General features: G+C 39.1%; 13 protein-coding genes and 1 tRNA gene. 8 read left to right on the top strand and 6 right to left on the bottom strand.

Annotation, left to right across the window (positions count from 1 at the left end; translation table 11 throughout):
* Window positions 1–67: 67 nt before the first annotated feature.
* The 3 genes from ACOWPH_RS18010 to ACOWPH_RS18000 form a co-directional block, all read right to left on the bottom strand.
* Window positions 68–952, bottom strand: coding sequence for a hypothetical protein (locus ACOWPH_RS18010; protein ID WP_015216755.1), 885 nt, complete (start codon window positions 950–952; stop codon window positions 68–70).
* 56 nt (window positions 953–1008) lie between these two features.
* Entirely contained in the window at window positions 1009–1602 is a 594-nt protein-coding gene (locus tag ACOWPH_RS18005) for a DUF1517 domain-containing protein (protein ID WP_015216754.1), read from the bottom strand.
* Between the two features lie 467 nt (window positions 1603–2069).
* Window positions 2070–3629, bottom strand: a complete 1560-nt coding sequence (locus ACOWPH_RS18000; protein WP_015216753.1) for a pentapeptide repeat-containing protein — start codon at window positions 3627–3629, stop codon at window positions 2070–2072.
* A gap of 81 nt (window positions 3630–3710) precedes the next feature.
* Here ACOWPH_RS18000 and ACOWPH_RS17995 point away from each other — a divergent pair, with 81 nt between their 5' ends.
* Window positions 3711–4550 carry a prephenate/arogenate dehydrogenase gene (locus tag ACOWPH_RS17995; RefSeq protein WP_015216752.1) on the top strand — a complete coding sequence of 280 codons (840 nt, stop codon included), beginning with the start codon at window positions 3711–3713 and terminating at the stop codon, window positions 4548–4550.
* A 368-nt stretch (window positions 4551–4918) separates the two neighbouring features.
* Here ACOWPH_RS17995 and ACOWPH_RS17990 read toward each other — a convergent pair whose 3' ends face one another.
* On the bottom strand, window positions 4919–5626 hold the full coding sequence (locus ACOWPH_RS17990; RefSeq protein ID WP_015216751.1) for an ROK family protein: 708 nt from the start codon (window positions 5624–5626) through the stop codon (window positions 4919–4921).
* A gap of 261 nt (window positions 5627–5887) precedes the next feature.
* Between ACOWPH_RS17990 and ACOWPH_RS17985 the strand changes: the two genes are divergently transcribed.
* Window positions 5888–6394, top strand: coding sequence for a 2TM domain-containing protein (locus ACOWPH_RS17985; RefSeq protein ID WP_015216750.1), 507 nt, complete (start codon window positions 5888–5890; stop codon window positions 6392–6394).
* A 652-nt stretch (window positions 6395–7046) separates the two neighbouring features.
* Window positions 7047–9119 (top strand): serine/threonine-protein kinase, encoded by a 2073-nt coding sequence (locus ACOWPH_RS17980; protein ID WP_015216749.1) that lies wholly within the window; start codon window positions 7047–7049, stop codon window positions 9117–9119.
* Window positions 9120–9262: 143 nt separating this feature from the next.
* Here ACOWPH_RS17980 and ACOWPH_RS17975 read toward each other — a convergent pair whose 3' ends face one another.
* The gene (locus tag ACOWPH_RS17975) at window positions 9263–10531 is read right to left on the bottom strand and encodes a tetratricopeptide repeat protein (protein WP_015216748.1); all 1269 of its coding nucleotides are present in this window, start codon (window positions 10529–10531) and stop codon (window positions 9263–9265) included.
* Between the two features lie 113 nt (window positions 10532–10644).
* Complete coding sequence (locus ACOWPH_RS17970) at window positions 10645–13341, bottom strand: CBS domain-containing protein (protein WP_015216747.1); 2697 nt, start codon at window positions 13339–13341, stop codon at window positions 10645–10647.
* A 395-nt stretch (window positions 13342–13736) separates the two neighbouring features.
* Between ACOWPH_RS17970 and psbZ the strand changes: the two genes are divergently transcribed.
* The 5 genes from psbZ (at window position 13737) to ACOWPH_RS17945 (ending at window position 17191) form a co-directional block, all read left to right on the top strand.
* On the top strand, window positions 13737–13925 hold the full coding sequence (gene psbZ / locus ACOWPH_RS17965) for a photosystem II reaction center protein PsbZ (RefSeq protein ID WP_015216746.1): 189 nt from the start codon (window positions 13737–13739) through the stop codon (window positions 13923–13925).
* Between the two features lie 197 nt (window positions 13926–14122).
* A complete protein-coding gene (gene ribH, locus ACOWPH_RS17960) occupies window positions 14123–14683 on the top strand; it encodes a 6,7-dimethyl-8-ribityllumazine synthase (protein WP_015216745.1) in 561 nt (186 codons plus the stop codon).
* Window positions 14684–14871: 188 nt separating this feature from the next.
* Window positions 14872–14943, top strand: a tRNA-Gly gene (locus tag ACOWPH_RS17955).
* A 570-nt stretch (window positions 14944–15513) separates the two neighbouring features.
* On the top strand, window positions 15514–15921 hold the full coding sequence (locus ACOWPH_RS17950; protein WP_015216744.1) for a hypothetical protein: 408 nt from the start codon (window positions 15514–15516) through the stop codon (window positions 15919–15921).
* A 4-nt stretch (window positions 15922–15925) separates the two neighbouring features.
* On the top strand, window positions 15926–17191 hold the full coding sequence (locus ACOWPH_RS17945) for a glutamate-5-semialdehyde dehydrogenase (protein WP_015216743.1): 1266 nt from the start codon (window positions 15926–15928) through the stop codon (window positions 17189–17191).
* Window positions 17192–17193: the final 2 nt, after the last annotated feature.

Below are 17193 nucleotides of genomic sequence, written 5' to 3'. Positions count from 1 at the left end.
AACGAATTCGTAATTTGTAATTGAGCTAATAATTACGAATTACGAATTACGAATTACGAATTACGAATTACCTTCTTCTGCTTCTACTACCAAATCCAGAAGACCGGCTACCAGAAGAACGTCCACCACTACCAAAACTACTACCAGAATTGCGACGAGGAGTAGAGTTAGAGTTACCGGAAGGACGGAGGGTACTACCACCAAAACCGGAACCAGTCGATCTACCTGTATTTGTGCGGGGTGTCGTGCGAACCTGTCTAGAGGGGTTTCTGATTGTCCCTGTAGTGCGGAAAGCAGTGCGATTTCTCACGGCTGCGGGTGGTTCATTGTAACGAGTGCGATAGCTGGAAACCGCTTGGTTATAGGTAGAACCATATCCACCGTAACCACTCATAATCCCACCTGATTGATAAACAGGAGGCACATAATACTGAGGTCTAAATAAAAGGCTACCAATTGCTTGACCTGCGACGTTACCAGCTAAAGAAGCGGCAAAGGGTGTCCAAAAGTTAGATTCCCGGCGAACAACAACGGTTTCCTGTTGTCCTGTTTGGGGATTAGTTTTAGTTTCAGTGACGTTATGAACGTACTCAATTTTAAAATCTTCTGTCAGGTATAAAGCTGGTTCTCCTTTTTCTACTTTTAGGTAAGTTTTTTTGCCCTCTTTGATTTCTTCATCAGTCAGCCGTGCCATTTGTAATTTTTCGGTGGCAAAGGTCGGGGGCTGACTATTGAGTAAAAACAGCGTATATTCCCCGTTGGCATCGTTATAAGAGGCTTGTTGTATGGGGTACTGTCCATCACTTATCTTGGTGGGGGTAGCAGTTTGGCTAACATTGTTTGTTGGAGATGAAGATGTAGTTTGGTTTCCACCTCCACAGGCAACGGTTGTTAAGCACAAGGTCAGAGATAATAAAATGACTGTAAATTTACGTGCTATGGTCATGAGCATTACATGATTTTCCTAAAGTGATGAATGCAGGTGGTAAATATAGACTAACCAAAAAGTTATAAGGGAATCAATTCAGGAAAATACTGCAATAACTGATCGTTAGTCAGTTCATCTCCTAACTGTGCGGGTGAAAAATGCACTTGGATAGCTTGGAGGTTATGTTTGTAGTGCAGATTGATGAGAGCTTTGAAACCTTCTTTTAATGCCTGGATGTTAGAAAGGTCTGTTTCTAATTGCGGTACTTCTCCCTCATAGGCCACTGTTAGCATGACAACTACATTGCGGGTGACAGGGATAGATAAAGGTTCATCGAAACCAGAAGCCGAACTAAAATCTGGTTCACTGAGATATCTTTGGGCTGAGTCGGTAAATAATTCATTGACATAATCTCCGGCTTCTCCTTCACTCCAAAAAACATCACCTTCATTAGCGGCTGATGTCCAGTAGTCATCATATTGGAGAAGGTTTTGACAAATGGCGACCAATTCTTCTCCCAAAACTTCTAAATCGCCTTCAGCGTCCATTGCTTGCCGTGCAGCACGATTGAGTACACCCAGAACTGGTGCTACTTCACCCCCGCTTAAGTGCAGGAATAGGCGACAGACGACATAGCGAGTTTTCCCCATCATTCGATTCAAGCGATCGCGCATTTTCTTTTTCCAGTAATTTATTTAGAGTATGCTGAAAAAGTCTTTTCGTTAGGGCTAGGAGTCAGGAGTCAGGAGTCAGGAGGAAGAATTAGAAGGAGATCAGAATCAGGGTTATTTCATTCTATATTTCAGCACCGAATTTAGGTGTTCTTAGCCGTCGTCAGATCAACCCTCTAAAGCCTCAAACGACGTATTCTTGTAAATACATAAAATGTCAAATCTTAGAATGAAACAGCCCTGAGATCAGAAATAGTATCGAATTTGGGTAAATGAACGATTTTTGATGATTTCATCGCTTATGACTTGCACCTTCTCCAACTTTTTCAGCCTGAAACTGTTGATATATCTAGGCTTTTGGTTTATATGGCTTACGATATCAGCAAACCCTATTTAGAGTGTGCTGAATAACACTCTTCTCCTTCTGACTCCTGAATTCTGACTCCTGACTCCTGCTGTGTTATCACCAATTACTGCTGGTTAATGACGTAAAAACCTTGGATAAAATCTATTGCCATTTTTAACGAAGGCATAATATATTCTGATTCATCTAATATTTCATCATTGAAATTACTAATAGTCCGATTCACAAATCGTTTACCAAAGTTGGGATGATCATAAATAGTCAAACATCGAGCATTAGAATTTGTTAAAATTGTCTGGGTTGGCGCTTTAAAGAATTTTAATCTCGCGGCCACTTCTAAGTTTTTTTTCGTCTGTTTAATGTTTTTAGATTTATGCATAGCTTCCTCTAGTAGGAAGATGAGTTTTTTAACAAGTGCGGGTGATTTAAAACTCTGGTTATTCATCGCTTCTTGACGCATCATATCTACCAACATATAGATACTTTTTTGAGTGGCGCTGGCATCCTTAAAAGGTAGAATTGCCATAAAAGCAGTTGATAATAAATTTTCGTCTTTATCAACTCGAAAAGTAAAAACTGTTCTGCGGCTGCCGTTTTCTACACTAGCCGGTTGTATCATGGCATCATACTCTTGAGCAATTTGGTAATAAGCACCAGCGAGGACAAAATTTGCCTCATGCTCTAATGGTAGATCAACAATAATACGAATAGTGGGCGGAGTGGCATTAAAAAAGTCTCGTGATTCATCACCATTAAAATTTTGAATGATTGTGCGATCGCCTGTAGCAGACAAATCAACCCATTCGCATTTGATCCCTTCAGTCTTCAAACCAAAACGAGGGGTAGCATAAAGTTTAGAACCAGTTAAGGTACAGCCTGTTAAGTCAGCGCCCATCCATTCAACTTTAATTAATTTTGCCTGAGTTAAATTAGCGTGTACTAAACTTGCATTCGTTAAATTAGCATTACTCAAGTCCGCCCCGGTTAAGTTAGCTCCACTCAGTTTTGCTCCGCTTAAATCCGCCCAACTCAGGTTTGCTCCTCTTAAATCCGCCCAACGGAGATTTACCCCACTTAGATCTGCTCCACTCAGGTTAGCCATACAAAAATTGGCTTGTCTGAGTTCACTGTCTCGTAAATTTGCTCCACTCAAGTCACAGGAAGTCAAATCAGAGGCGTTTAAGTTAGCCATTTCTAAATTAGCTTCTTGAAAACAAGCGCCTCTTAAGTTGGCTTCGCTCAAATTGGCGTTACGGAGATTCACTTGTCGGAGTGTAGCTTCTCGTAAGTCAGCATGATTGAGATTGGCCTCATACATATCAGCACGACTGAAATTAGTGCGGATTAACTCAGCCCGCACAAAGGAAGCATGACGTAGTTGAGTGCGACTGAGATCTGCTCGAATCAAATTGGCAACGTTGAGGCTAGAGTTGTTGAGAATAGCACCAGAAAGATTGGCGCTACTCAGTCTGGCTACATTGAACTTAGTTTCGCTGAAGTTAGCGTCATTGAGAGTTGCACCACTAAGGTTAGCTACGCTCAAATTAGCTTTGCTGAGATTAATGCCGGTTAGTTTAGCACCACTCAAGTTAACTTCTGGTAGGTCAGCGCCACTAAAATCTAAAACTCCCGTCGCATATTTTGCTAGTAATTCCTCTATGGTCATGAATCTACCTCTCAGATGCCAACCTTAATAGTTGGTAAAGTATGCAGAGAATAAGTCAAATTTTAGTTGTCAGCGGTAAAAATGAAAATTGGTATTTTGGGACTGGGACTGATAGGTGGCTCATTAGGATTTGATTTACGTTCCCAAGGAAATCATGTTCTAGGAGTTAGTCGTCGTGAATCAACCTGTAAAAAAGCTATTGATCTCGGCATTGTCGATCAAGCTTCAGTGGAATTGAGCCTGTTGGCTGCTGCTGATATTGTATTTATTTGCACTCCGATAGGACTTATTATTCCCCAAGTTGAACAGTTAATTGCTTATTTACCTGCAACTACTATTGTGACTGATGTAGGTTCAGTAAAAACACCTATAGTAGCAGGAATTTCCCCGCTTTGGAATAATTTTATTGGTGGTCATCCAATGGCGGGAAATACAGATGCAGGTATAGAAGCAGCACAACGAAATTTGTTTGTGAATCGTCCTTATGTACTGACACCAGTAGCTACAACGCCAACTGATGCAATTTCAGTTTTAGAGGAAATTGTGCGATCGCTAGGTTCTATTATCTACCATTGTCAGCCAGAAAAACATGACCGGGCTGTGAGTTGGATCTCCCATTTACCTGTCATCGTTAGTGCCTCTTTGATGGCTGCTTGTTTGAGTGAAACAGATCCAGAAATTTTTCAATTAGCTCAAAACCTAGCTAGTTCAGGATTTTGTGATACCAGCCGTGTTGGTGCTGGTAATCCAGAATTAGGAGTAATGATGGCACAATATAATCGTCAAGCATTGATTAATTCACTACATCAATATCGTCAAAACCTAGATGAATTTATTGACTTAGTTTCACAAGAAAAGTGGCTTCTTTTAGAAGACAAACTCAAGTTAAATCAACAAAATCGTCCTAAATTTTTGGAATAAGAGTTCTCCAATTAAAAAAATATCCCAAAATTTCTTGTGGTGCGGGCCGAAAAGCCCGCTAATAATATAAGGACGGGCAAGATGCCCATCCCACAAGATTGGATCATCTTTTTTGTGGAGTTCTCTAAATAGTCAGGGCGTATTACACTACGCCCCTACTTGCTGCATAGTCAAAGTCAAACATTTTTAGATTGTTCAAATCCAAAATCTCAAAATACGACACAGAGTTACAGCAGTTTGCGTAGTTAGGAGGTACAAAATCTAAATTGGAACCTATACATGAAGCCAGTTTTACTCTTGACTCCTGAATCCTGCTGTATGTGCCGTTTAGCGTAGATCAAGCAGGATTTTTGTATCGGTTGGAAAGTTCATTCTCTCCATAAAGCAATACCACCTAATAACCCGGTGATATTAGGAATTAGTTTCACATTTAGGGGTAAATTCATGTTGACGCGCACAGCTTCACCACCACCGATATAAAGACAATCATAGTTAAAGAGGCGTTGTAAAGATGCGATCGCTCTCTGTAATCGCTTATTCCATTTCTTATCCCCAATCTTTTCTAAAGCAGCGCGTCCTAGCTGTTCTTCATAGGTGTCCCCTTTACAAAACGGATGATGTCCCATTTCCATATTCGGAACCAGCTTTCCATCTACAAACAAAGCCGAACCAAAACCAGTACCTAGTGTGATGACTAATTCCACACCTCTACCTGCAATTGCCCCTAGCCCCTGCATATCTGCATCATTAATTACTTTCACAGGTTTATTTAGCTGTTTAGATAATGTTGTTGCTAAATCAAATCCAATCCAATCCGCATTCAAATTCACCGCTGTTTCTGTGACTCCACTGCGAACCACACCGGGAAAACCTACTGAAACCCGATGATATTCACCTTGAGATGCAGCTAACACAGCAATGGCATTAATCACGACTTCTGGTGTCGCAGGTTGGGGTGTTTCTAACCTTCCTCTTTCTGTTAAAGGTTTCCCGGTGATATCCAAAACCATAACTTTGACACCACTACCCCCAATATCTACTGAGAGTGTGCGAACTGAACCATTATCTTCCACCATTGGGTTTTTCCCTCTTGCTGCAACTTCTTTCGATATTATGCGCTGCTAAATTCCAGTCAGTAGGATATTTTTTCAGAGTCTTCAGCTTTGAATAATGAGAATGGGAAAGGGGGAAGATTATTACCAATTATCAATTAACAATGACACATTACTATAAATCTCTATCGTCACTCTCATTTAGATTTGCTAGTGTAGGGGTAGTGCAAAGATTGCTAATAGCAGCATAGCCGTCTATTAAAAATTATTATCAGAGAAAGCATTATGACGAACTTTGAATCTAACAGTCTGCGTTCTTATAGCCAAGAAGAGGTGCAACAAATTCTACAACTAGCGATCGCTCGTCAAACCAATGATCGTGATCAAGAATTTTCCTATCAACAAATTATAGAAATTGCTGCTGAGTTACAAATATCACCAAATGATGTAAAACAAGCACAAATTGATTGGATAGCTCAACAAAGTCAAGTACAACAACGTCAAGCCTTCGACCTTTACCGCCGCAGTAAATTTCAAAAACGTTTGGGTAATTATACCATTATCAACGGATTTCTAATACTAATTGACTTCGTTGGTGGTGCTAGTCTTTCTTGGTCATTATACATCTTATTATTCTGCGGACTAGGGATCTTTCTTGATATCTGGAATACCTTTCAAAGTAAAGGTGAAGAATATGAAATCGCTTTTCAAAAGTGGAATCGTAAGCATCAAATTAAACAAACTCTGAATACAGTTTTAAATAAGTGGTTTAAAGCATTTCAGACATATTAAAATAATTCATAATTTGTAATACCGCTACGCAACAGAAAGTTACGTAATTAATTCTGCCATGGAAATTTATACCTCATTCAGTTAAAGCAAGATTTATAGCAGTTTTCAGATCAGTTACAGCGGATTTCATTTAAATGAGATACAAACTTGAACAATGAGACTCTTGTGGTGCGGGCATCTTGCCCGCTAGATATGTACGAAATCCGTTGTATGTACTACAGTTTTTGATTGCCAAGCCTGTCAGAGTGGATGTTACCTGCCCTTAATAATATTGAAACGATAATCGTTTGATTACATAAAAATAGTAGTTTTTATCACAAAATTTTCTTGATAATTACATTTAAAAATCAAAATTTTAATGAATATTGTTCACTGATAAATCGTTAACATATACATCAAATATTGTCTTGGCAATTTGACCAGTTTTTCAATTATGGTTATTGTATGATCATGAAACAATTAATTTTATGGCTCTTGTTGTTTTTCGATACTAAGAAAAACATAGTTCGATTTACGTAAGTTGAATATAATAAGTAATTCCCCAATCCCCACCAGGTTTATCTACCTTCCAAGTATGCAAGAGTCTATCAAATACAGGGAAAATGCGGAATAAACTTAGCATTATTTATCATGCAGTCACTTTTCTTTGCTCATGATCTGCTGTTTAAATCCAGATTGTCAAAAACCCCAAAACCCAGATAGTAAACAGTTTTGTCAAAGTTGTAATACCCCGTTATTACCACTATTAAGAAATCGTTTTCGTGTCATCCGAGTGCTTTCAGATGAAGGGGGATTTGGCAGAACTTATCTTTCCGAAGATACCGATAAATTAAATGACTGTTGTGTAGTTAAACAATTAGCGCCAAAATTTCAAGGAACTTGGTCACAAAAAAAAGCAATGGAGTTGTTTAGCGAAGAAGCAAAGCGACTCCGAGAACTAGGAGAACATCCACAAATTCCTACTCTCTTAGCTTACTTTGAGCAAGATAACTGTTTGTATTTAGTACAACAGTTTATTGATGGAAATAATTTATTAAAGGAGTTACAGTTACGTAAAACCTATAGAGATTGGGATATTCAATCTATTTTACTAGATTTATTGCCTATTCTCAAATTTATTCATAGCCGAGGAGTTATTCATCGAGATATCAAGCCAGAAAATATTATTCGGCGTAAAAGTGATGGCAGATTAACTTTAATTGATTTTGGTTCTTCTAAACAATTAACAGCCAGAGTTCAGAAAAAAAATGGTACTTCCATTGGTTCACATGGTTATTCTTCAATTGAACAAATCAGAGATGGTAAAGCCTACGCTGCTAGTGATTTATTTAGTTTGGGGGCTACCTGCTTTCATTTGATTACAGGAATTTCTCCTTTTCAATTGTGGATGGAACATGGGTATAGTTGGGTAAAAAATTGGCAAGATTATTTGCGATGTCCGCTGAGTCATGAATTAGCACAAATTATTGATAAGCTGTTACAAATAGATATTCAAAATCGTTATCAATCTGCTGATGATGTCATCAAAGATTTGAGTAAACAATATACACATTTATTAGCACCAGCTAGTAATTCATTTTTAGCTGTACCCACTAAAAAGACACGTGTTTATCCACGAAAATATATTTTTCTGAGAAACTCACTTTTAGTAGTTGCGACAATTTTATTTTTGGGTTTAGGAGAATTTGGTTATAGACATTTTCACCAGATACAAACTGCTATTTTGGCTAAATTTATTTCATCGGCAAATAGTAATGCTACTAATGATGCGATTCTCTATCAATCCCCGCAGGAATCTTCAGAAAAATTTTCTTTAGTAAAAACTATTTCCGAACCAAACAACTTAATTTTATCTGTTGCTATTAGTCCAGATTCTCAGACTATTGCTAGTGGTGGTAATGGGATCATTAAATTATGGAACGTGGCTACAGGTAAAGAAGTTACATCTCTATCAGGACATATCCGAAATGTAAATGTAGTAACTATTAGTCCAGATGGCAAAAATCTGGTTAGTGGTAGTGATGACCAAACAATTAAAATTTGGAACTTAATTACAAAAAAGTTAAGTTATACCCTAAAAAGTCATACTGATTCAGTCCAGGCTTTAGCTATTAGCAAAGATGGAAAAACTCTGGTAAGTGCTAGTGATGACAAAACAATTAAAGTTTGGAATTTAGATACAGGAAAGTTAATTCGGACTCTTAAAGGTCATTCCTACTGGGTGAGATCTGTGGCTATCAGTCCCAATGGTGTCACCCTAGCAAGTGGTAGTTTTGATAAGACGATTAAGCTATGGAATATCACTCAAGAAAAGTCAATTCATCAATTAACACCAAATTCACAAACGGTGACATCTCTAGCTTTTAGCCCAGATAGTAAAATTCTTGCTAGTGCTAGCCGCGATCGCAAAATAAAATTATGGGATATTGGTACAGGTAAGGTAATTCATACTCTCACAGGATCAGATCACAATGTGACTACTGTGGCTTTTAGCCCAGATGGTAAAATTCTCGCTAGTGGCAACCGGGACTGTCTGGAGTGCGATACATTGAATCAACCCACTCATCATAATATTAAACTATGGGATGTCGCCACAGGCAAGGAATTAACCGCATTGACAGGACATATTAATACAGTCACATCTTTGGTTTTTAGTGCTGATGGTAAAACCTTAGTCAGTGGTGGAGAGGATAATAAAATTAAGATTTGGCGTTTTTCTCAGTAATTTGTAATTAAAAATTACTTAACATTCCGCACTCATACAGCAGATTGCAGACCAATGAGGTACAAACTTAAACAATGAAACTCTTGTGGTGCGGGCATCTTGCCCGCTAGATATGTACCTCATAACAGCAGAAAGTGCTGTAACTACTGAAATTTATCGCGTTCCCAATCATCAATCACCTTTTGCAAATACCATTCCTCTGACATTCCTGGATAAACGTCTTTTTTTTGTTGAATTAATCTTTGTGCCATTTCCCAATATCCACCAACCATGCGTAACAGTCTTTGACGTAATAGATTATAGGTGGCTTTATTTGTTTCTGGGATAAACGACTTGATTTTTTGTAGGCTATTTAATACTTGTTGATAATTCTCCCAATCTTCTTGTTCACAATAGATACTAGCTGCTTTTTGATAATCTGCTACAGCATTTTGCATTTCTTCTAAAAAAGTGTAAGCAAGACCACGATTGTAGTAAGATAACGCGTCATTAGGATTAATTTTTAAAGCTTGGGCATAATCTTGAATTGCCCCTAAATAGTTACCCATTGATCGATAGATATTCCCTCTAGCAACATATCCTAAACCATCTTCAGGTTGCAATTTCAGGGCTTGATTCATATCAGCTAATGCCCCTTGATGATCTCCTAATTGAGAACGGGCTTTACCACGATTTCGATAAACAACAGCATTTTGAAAATTTAGTTGTAATGCTTGATTAAAGTCAGCAATTGCTTCTCGATAATTACCAATTTTACAATATACAACTCCACGACAGCAATAAGCTTGGGCATCTTGAGAATCAGCTTTTAATATCCAGTTTAAATCAGCAATTGCTTCTCGTGTATCTCCATGTTCTGCTTTTTCTAACAATTGCGTAAAATAATCCTTAGTGGATATAATTGGTGCAGGTTTTGAATTAGCTGGATTTGTTACAGGTTGTGGTTTTGGTTGTAGCTGTTTGATTTTTTCTAAACAGAGACGACAATTCTTTGCGTCTTTTTGTTCTAAATATAATTCTGCGGCTTTTTTAAAATTAGCGATCGCATTTTGAATATTTCCCTGTTTGCGCTGCACTATTCCCCGTAAGTCATAAGCAGCCGCATAATTAAGATTAAGCTGAATCGCTTTCTCTACATCTTCTAAAGAACCCGGTAGATTTTTTAGTGTTAACCTTGCTAAAGCACGACAATAATAAGCTTCTACATTTTTAGGATCTAGCTTGATAGCTTCAGTATAATCAGAGACAGCTTGAAGAATTATACCTGAGTCATAATATGCCAAACCTCTTTTTACATAAACTGAACTAAAGTAAGGATCATCTTGTATAACAAGATTAAAATCCTCTATCGCACCAGCATAATCTTTTTGTTGAGCTTTTTCTAAGCCTCGATTGTAAAATTCCTGATTCATAGGTTTAAAATCATGAAATGTATATAAGTCAGCTAACGGGAAATATTTTTTGGAAATTTAGTATTGTTTAAGATATTTGAATTTGCATATAAACCTCACATTTTTGGTTTCAATTATCGAGGATAATGGCTTGCTAAAAACTCTCGTGCTTCCGCTTCGTCCTTAATAATACCATCTAAGGTAGCACTGAGTAAATCATCAAGAATTTGCTTATATAGTGGACTAGGCTTATAACCCAACTGTTTTAAATCATTGCCATTTAACAAAGGTTGTATATTGGCTAAATTAGTTAAAAAATACCAAATCTTCCGTCTAACTTTTCTAGGACTTTTTACAGCTATTAAAATCAAGGTTTGTAAATCATATTTTCGCAGTAAATTGACAATTTGACTGGGAGATTGTAAATTTGGTAGAGATGTAAATACCGTAGTTTGCATTTCTGATAAAGTCTTTAATCTGGCAATACTATCATCTCCTAATTGTAGATTTTTAGCTACCTTTGCTCTATATTTTGGTTCTAAGTGAGCTATTAATACTTCTAAGCGTAGTTGCCAATGCTGTAGATTATATTGTTTGTCAAATTTTCGCAAACAAATTTTTAATAAATGTAATTCTTGTAAAATATCACCATCTAAGCTTAGGCTAGAATGAATACATTGCAATGCCCCTAAATTATCTAATAACTCTAAAGCTGCTTGCCAATAGGGGGCTTCAAGGATATGTTTTAGTTCTGTTTTTAACCGAGTTTGCAAAGCGGGTGTTTTGGTATTTGCTTGGGAAGTGCGGTCATAAACACCGCTATTTATTGCATAGCGAATATATTCTTCAGTCCGCTGTTCAATTGCAAATCCAAACCTCACTGCAAAACGAACACCACGATAAATACGAGTAGGATCTTCTATAAAACTATTAGCGTGTAAAGTCCGAATTTGCTTTGCTTGTAAATCTATTAAACCACCAAAAAAATCAAGTAATTCACCAGCACGGGGAGATGTTAGCCTTAATGCCATAGCATTAATAGTAAAATCCCGACGATATAAATCTTGACGAATTGAACTTGCTTCTACTTCTGGATTTGCGGCTGGGTAGGGATAAAATTCTGTTCTAGATGTGGCAATATCTATCCATAATGAGTCTAATTCTGGATCTTTGTGCCACAATAATGCAGCAGTTTGAAATGCACCATGAATTTCTAAACGGGCATTAGTATAAATTTGTTGGAGTGCTTTTGCTAATTCCACACCTGCACCTACATCTGCCGATTTATGAAAACCATCAACTACTAAGTCAATATCATTAATCATTAAAGTGCCAGTTTCTGTTTCTGCTAATAGTAAATCTCGCACTGCACCACCAACTAAATAAAGATGCCAACCGCGTTTTTCTGCTTCTTTTGATGCGGTAGTTAGTAGTTGCCAAAGTTGGGTATTTAATTTATTTTGTAATTGTGGCAGCTTAATATTAATTTCACCATCTTTTTGTATTTCCCCATCAACCACATCTACTTGATGTAATTCCCTTAAAACATCGGTACGAGTGACAATGCCAACGAGATTTTCATTTTCTAATACTGGTAAACGTCCAATATCATAAGTCACCATCAAGGACTCAATTTGTGGCAAAGTGGTATTTGGGGTGATGGTTTTTAAATTGGTTGTCATGTAGCCTTTAACTGGTGCATGACTAAATCCGTGATGCAATGCAATATCTAAGTCACGCCGAGAAATTATACCAACTAATTGCCCGTGAGGATTGACGACAGATAAACCAGAATGACCGTAACGCAATAAAATTCTTTGTGCTTCAGCTATTGTGGTTTCAGGACGAATGGTGCGGACTGGGGAAGACATTAAATCTCTGGCTGTGGGGGGATGGGGAATTTGTGCTTTTAACCCATCTAGGAGTTGCTGCAAAATTGGCTGTGAGTCTTTTGTGCGAATGTTTAGGGAAGCAGCTTGAGAATGTCCACCACCGTCAAATATTTGAAATAAGAGATTGAGATTTGTACCAGAAATGTGTGATCGCCCAATCACCGTTAATCGCCACTCATCATCGTCACCCAAAGCATACTCATTTGCCAACAATATGGCATCAATTTCTGTTAATTCGACCAATTCCGAAGCTAAACTGGATAACCCCGGCACAAAGTTATCTGTTTTTAATGTCACCCAAGCAATAGTATATCCCCGTAGACAAATATAATCTAACGTTTCTAAAGCCTGAGTTAATAATTGTTGTAATTGTGGCGATAAACCAGGATCACGATAAGTGGAAATTACTGATAAACTCGCTCCCTGTTGCATCAACCACGCCAACGCTAAAGCATCTCTGGGTGTAGATTGGCTGTATGTTAACGAACCAGTATCGACATGAATACCCAAAGCCATCACAGTTGCTTGGGCAGAATTTAAAGAAATATGACGTTTTTGTAATTCTTCCACCATTAAGGTAGTCGTAGCGCCCACTTGATCAACATATAATTGCGTCGTGGGAATATCGCTATCTTGTCCGAGGTGATGATCATAAACTATAATTTCTTGGACATTGGGTAAATCGAACCATTCCGCAGCTTTACCCAAGCGATCGCGCTGTTGAGTATCCACAACCCTCAAAGAACGAATCTTTTCTGGATTTACCGCACGTCTTTCAATCAGCGGATACTCATCCCGATGCAACGCTAAAAAATCTCTCACAGGTGGATGCGCTCCCCCAGTTAGCACAATCTTACTACCTGGCAGCAGACAAGTTAACCCAACAGCCGCCCCCAAAGCGTCAAAATCAGCAGTTGTGTGGCAAAGAATTAAATCCATAGGGAATAGGTGACAGGTGACAGGTGACAGGTGACAGGTGACAGTCAAGAGAGGAGAGGAGGAGAGTGCAGTGAGCAGGGAGAAGAAGCAGGAGAGATCATGACTAATAACTAATTACGCAAAAGTAAGGAAAAAATGAACCGCAAAGACGCGTTCGCGCAGCGTTCCGAAGGAAAGAGCGCGAAGGAAAGAGGGTTTAGAGAAATTTTGCGTAAGTCATGGACTAATGCCTAATGACTAATGACAATTGATCATCTGTTACAAACCGGACGTAAAATATTAATGGTTCAGAAGACCAAGTGACTTCACAGGGGTCACTGAACAACCCAGTCTGTCCATCATACAGCGACAGTCTTGGGACAATTTACGATATCGCTGTGTTGGGGAAAGAAAAAATGACCTTAGTATTCCAATTTGCTTTAGTATCTCTAGTTCTGATGTCTTTTGTCCTAGTTGTTGGTGTACCTGTTGCTTACGCTACACCTCAAAATTGGGTTGAATCTAAAAAACTGCTGTGGGTTGGTTCTGGAGTCTGGACTGTCCTAGTGCTTTTAGTCGGTATATTAAACTTTTTTGTGGTGTAGGCGACGGCTGCAAACAGGCACAAGCACATAACATAAAAAACTAGAGGGGCAGAAAAGTTAACGTAGAAGGTTAGAGAAGAAAAAGAGAAATTTTCTTTTTCCTGATGCCTTTTTCCTGAACGTGCTTTCCTGCTCCTCTATCTTGAACACAGAAAAGTGTATTGGCTAAGAATTTATAGTTAATTTAAGAGGCAGTCATGGCAGTTTTTGAGGGAAATTTTACTCAAACAGAGCCTTTGCGGTTTGCAATGGTGATTGGTCGATTCAATGACTTAGTTACTCTCAAACTGGTAGAAGGATGTCAAGATTGTCTAAAACGTCATGGTATAAATCCTGATCCTCAAGGCAATCAAGTAGACTATGTTTGGGTTCCAGGCAGTTTTGAAGTTCCTACCGTAGCTCGCCAGTTGGCACTCTCCCAACGTTATGATGCCATAATTTGTCTGGGTGCGGTAATTAAAGGACAAACACCTCATTTTGATTATGTATCATCTGAAGTAGCTAAAGGTATTGCTGCTGCGAGCTTTCAAACTGGTGTCCCGGTGATTTTTGGCATTTTGACAACGGATACAATGCAGCAAGCATTAGAGCGAGCAGGAATTAAAAGTAATCACGGCTGGGATTATGCCATGAATGCCATAGAAATGGCCAGCCTGATGCGTAATTTACGCTCTAACCTAGCAGAACCCTATGCTCGTAATGCCCAATCTTTACCAGCCGCAATCCAAAATCCTGTTGGTTCAGAGGTGGTTGGTTAAGAGGGCAGGGGAGCAGGGGAGCAGGGGAAGAGGTGAGCAGGTGAGCAGGTGAGTAGGGGGAGAATTATTATCTATAACCCATCACCAATTACCCATCACCAATTACCAATTACCAATTACCAAAAAAAATAAATTTGGGGGTTGACAAACTGGGATAAAGCTGAGATACTGATATTAATGTGAAAGTTGCGGGTATAGCTCAGTGGTAGAGCGCAACCTTGCCAAGGTTGATGTCGCGCGTTCGAATCGCGTTACCCGCTTTTAAAATTAATATCAAAGTAAAACTCAGATTTTTAACTCCTGACTTTTTTGCCTAAGTAACAGAAAAGACATAGGCAAGTTAAATTTGGTGTGTTATCCCGTAGCACCAGCATATTTAAGTTTGACAAGGATATCAGTGTACCTGAGTTCGACATAAGATAATTTGTGGAGAACTCGTCCCCAGTAGGAGTTTCAAACCCTTATTCTCTCGCTTTTAAAAAGCATAACTCCGTTCGCGTAGCGTCTCCGAACTCCGAACTCCGAACTCCGAACTTAGGTAGTGTAGCTAAATTTTTTCAGGTTGGGTATTTTGTCAAGTTAAAAATAGCGACTTCAAGACAGCCAGAAATATACTAGAAGTAGTCCTGACTGTGGCGATATTCACCACGACTAAAATTAACTTATGAAAGCAGCATTTAACTAGTGTGAGGTTTTCCTCCTGGCAGCAACTGCTGTGGAGAACTCCGCTAATGAGGCTGATTTCTAGAAACCAGTAATCCCAGAAGTAATTCAGGGAATCACTACCAAAAACTGTTAAGAAAAACTCGCTCAAGTTATTTATATCGCTTGTGCCATCTCAAAAACCTGAAAAAATAGATTTCAATACTGAGTATAGCTGCCCTTGCCGTCGCCGGGGTCAGTTAATACCGATTACGCTGACAGAAGCATTTGGTTGCGATCGCTGTCAGCAAATATTCGTTGTCGAAGATAATGGCTATAGATTGGAGCAACTTTCCACCACCTATCCCTATAAAAGGGCTTGGCGCTGGACAGGGAATAGCTGGAATGTGATCCAACCCAGGTTGGGAGAAAGTTATCTACCGATAGCTTTAGGCATTATTTTTGTGCTAGTGATTATATGGCTACCATTAGCACTACGATTGGCAAATGGCTCTAGCATTATTGCTTGGGCGATAGTGGCTGTGCTATTGGCTATTTTGCCAGCAATTATGGTCTGGCTTACCTACAGACGTTAACTCAATGACCGTTGAAGCTTTTGATGATTGCCCCGAACCCATGAACAGCGCCAAACGCGCTTATCAAGCTTCCCTGAAGTTAGGGATCACCAAAGGGGCAGACCGGAGTCGTGCTGTGCTGGCAATGGCACAGGCGTTAGAATATTCATTCGACGATATTCTCGAAGCCAATACGTTGGATTTAGAAGCAAGTCGAGAAATGGCGGTTTCAGAATTAATATTGGATTGGCTGAAGTTAACTCCCTCAAGGTTAGAGAATACAGTGGCGATTCTCCAACGGTTGGGGGAATTATCAGATCCGCTACGACGGGTGAGAACTGCCGATTATCAACAGGAAGATTCTCAGAGTTATACCCAGTTGATGCCTTTGGGTGTGATTGGATTTATTTATGAGGCTTTTCCTGATTTGGGTGCGATCGCAGCTGGGTTTTGTATTAAAACTGGTAATAGCGTGATTCTCAAAGGCAGTACAGAGGCTAGTCATTCCAATGCTGCGATCGCAGAAGTACTGCAAAATGCTATTACTGATATTGGTTTACCAGCAGGTTGTATAGAATTAATTACAACTGAACATGGTACTTCGATTCGAGATTTAGTTACTCAAGACCAATATTTAAGCTTAGTCATTCCCTACGGACGTTCTAGCTTAATCCAGCAGGTGGTAAGACAAGCAACTTGTCCAGTTTTAAAATCAGCGATGGGTAATTGTTACCTGTACTGGTCGCTAAATAGCAGCTTGGAAATGGTGCGTTGGATGATTCTCGATAGTCATGAGAGTGAACCAGATCCAGTAAATGCGATTGAAAAGGTGCTGATTCATCGTCAAGCTTTACCATCTTCCTTGTCTGTGTTGTGGAACAGCTTAAAGGACAAAGGCTTTGAACTGAAAGCAGATGCGGAATTGGTAGAAGCTTTTCCCCAGTTGCAGTTAGCGAAAGATGGAGAATGGGGAACGCCGTATTTAACGAAAACAGTAGCTTTTAAGTTGGTAGATAGCTTAGAAAGTGCGATCGCTTGGATTAATCAATATAGTAGCAGTCATGCTGATTGCATTGTCACAGAATCCTATCAAGAAAGTCGCCAATTTGCTTTAGGAGTAAATAGCGCCTCCACCTACATCAACGCATCCCCGCGTTTTGCCCGCAACTCCTCACGGGGAGACGCAGTATTTTTGGGAATGTCCAATCAAAAAGGACACCGCAGGGGATTTATTAGTTTGGAGACTTTGACAACAGTGAAGCACATTGTCCAGGGAAATGGAAGGTTTTAGGA

It is taken from the genome of Anabaena sp. PCC 7938 (assembly GCF_049315035.1).
Lineage (GTDB): Bacteria > Cyanobacteriota > Cyanobacteriia > Cyanobacteriales > Nostocaceae > Anabaena > Anabaena cylindrica.
Note: the sequence above shows the minus strand (reverse complement) of the source record. Positions and strands in the feature narration are given on the sequence as shown.

Bases quoted from the DNA above. Each gene is read 5' to 3' on its own strand.
- ACOWPH_RS18010 (WP_015216755.1), bottom strand. From the start codon at position 952: ATGCTCATGACCATAGCACGTAAATTTACAGTCATTTTATTATCTCTG.
- ACOWPH_RS18005 (WP_015216754.1), bottom strand. From the start codon at position 1,602: ATGCGCGATCGCTTGAATCGAATGATGGGGAAAACTCGCTATGTCGTC.
- ACOWPH_RS18000 (WP_015216753.1), bottom strand. From the start codon at position 3,629: ATGACCATAGAGGAATTACTAGCAAAATATGCGACGGGAGTTTTAGAT.
- ACOWPH_RS17995 (WP_015216752.1), top strand. From the start codon at position 3,711: ATGAAAATTGGTATTTTGGGACTGGGACTGATAGGTGGCTCATTAGGA.
- ACOWPH_RS17990 (WP_015216751.1), bottom strand. From the start codon at position 5,626: ATGGTGGAAGATAATGGTTCAGTTCGCACACTCTCAGTAGATATTGGG.
- ACOWPH_RS17985 (WP_015216750.1), top strand. From the start codon at position 5,888: ATGACGAACTTTGAATCTAACAGTCTGCGTTCTTATAGCCAAGAAGAG.
- ACOWPH_RS17980 (WP_015216749.1), top strand. From the start codon at position 7,047: ATGATCTGCTGTTTAAATCCAGATTGTCAAAAACCCCAAAACCCAGAT.
- ACOWPH_RS17975 (WP_015216748.1), bottom strand. From the start codon at position 10,531: ATGAATCAGGAATTTTACAATCGAGGCTTAGAAAAAGCTCAACAAAAA.
- ACOWPH_RS17970 (WP_015216747.1), bottom strand. From the start codon at position 13,341: ATGGATTTAATTCTTTGCCACACAACTGCTGATTTTGACGCTTTGGGG.
- psbZ (WP_015216746.1), top strand. From the start codon at position 13,737: ATGACCTTAGTATTCCAATTTGCTTTAGTATCTCTAGTTCTGATGTCT.
- ribH (WP_015216745.1), top strand. From the start codon at position 14,123: ATGGCAGTTTTTGAGGGAAATTTTACTCAAACAGAGCCTTTGCGGTTT.
- ACOWPH_RS17945 (WP_015216743.1), top strand. From the start codon at position 15,926: ATGACCGTTGAAGCTTTTGATGATTGCCCCGAACCCATGAACAGCGCC.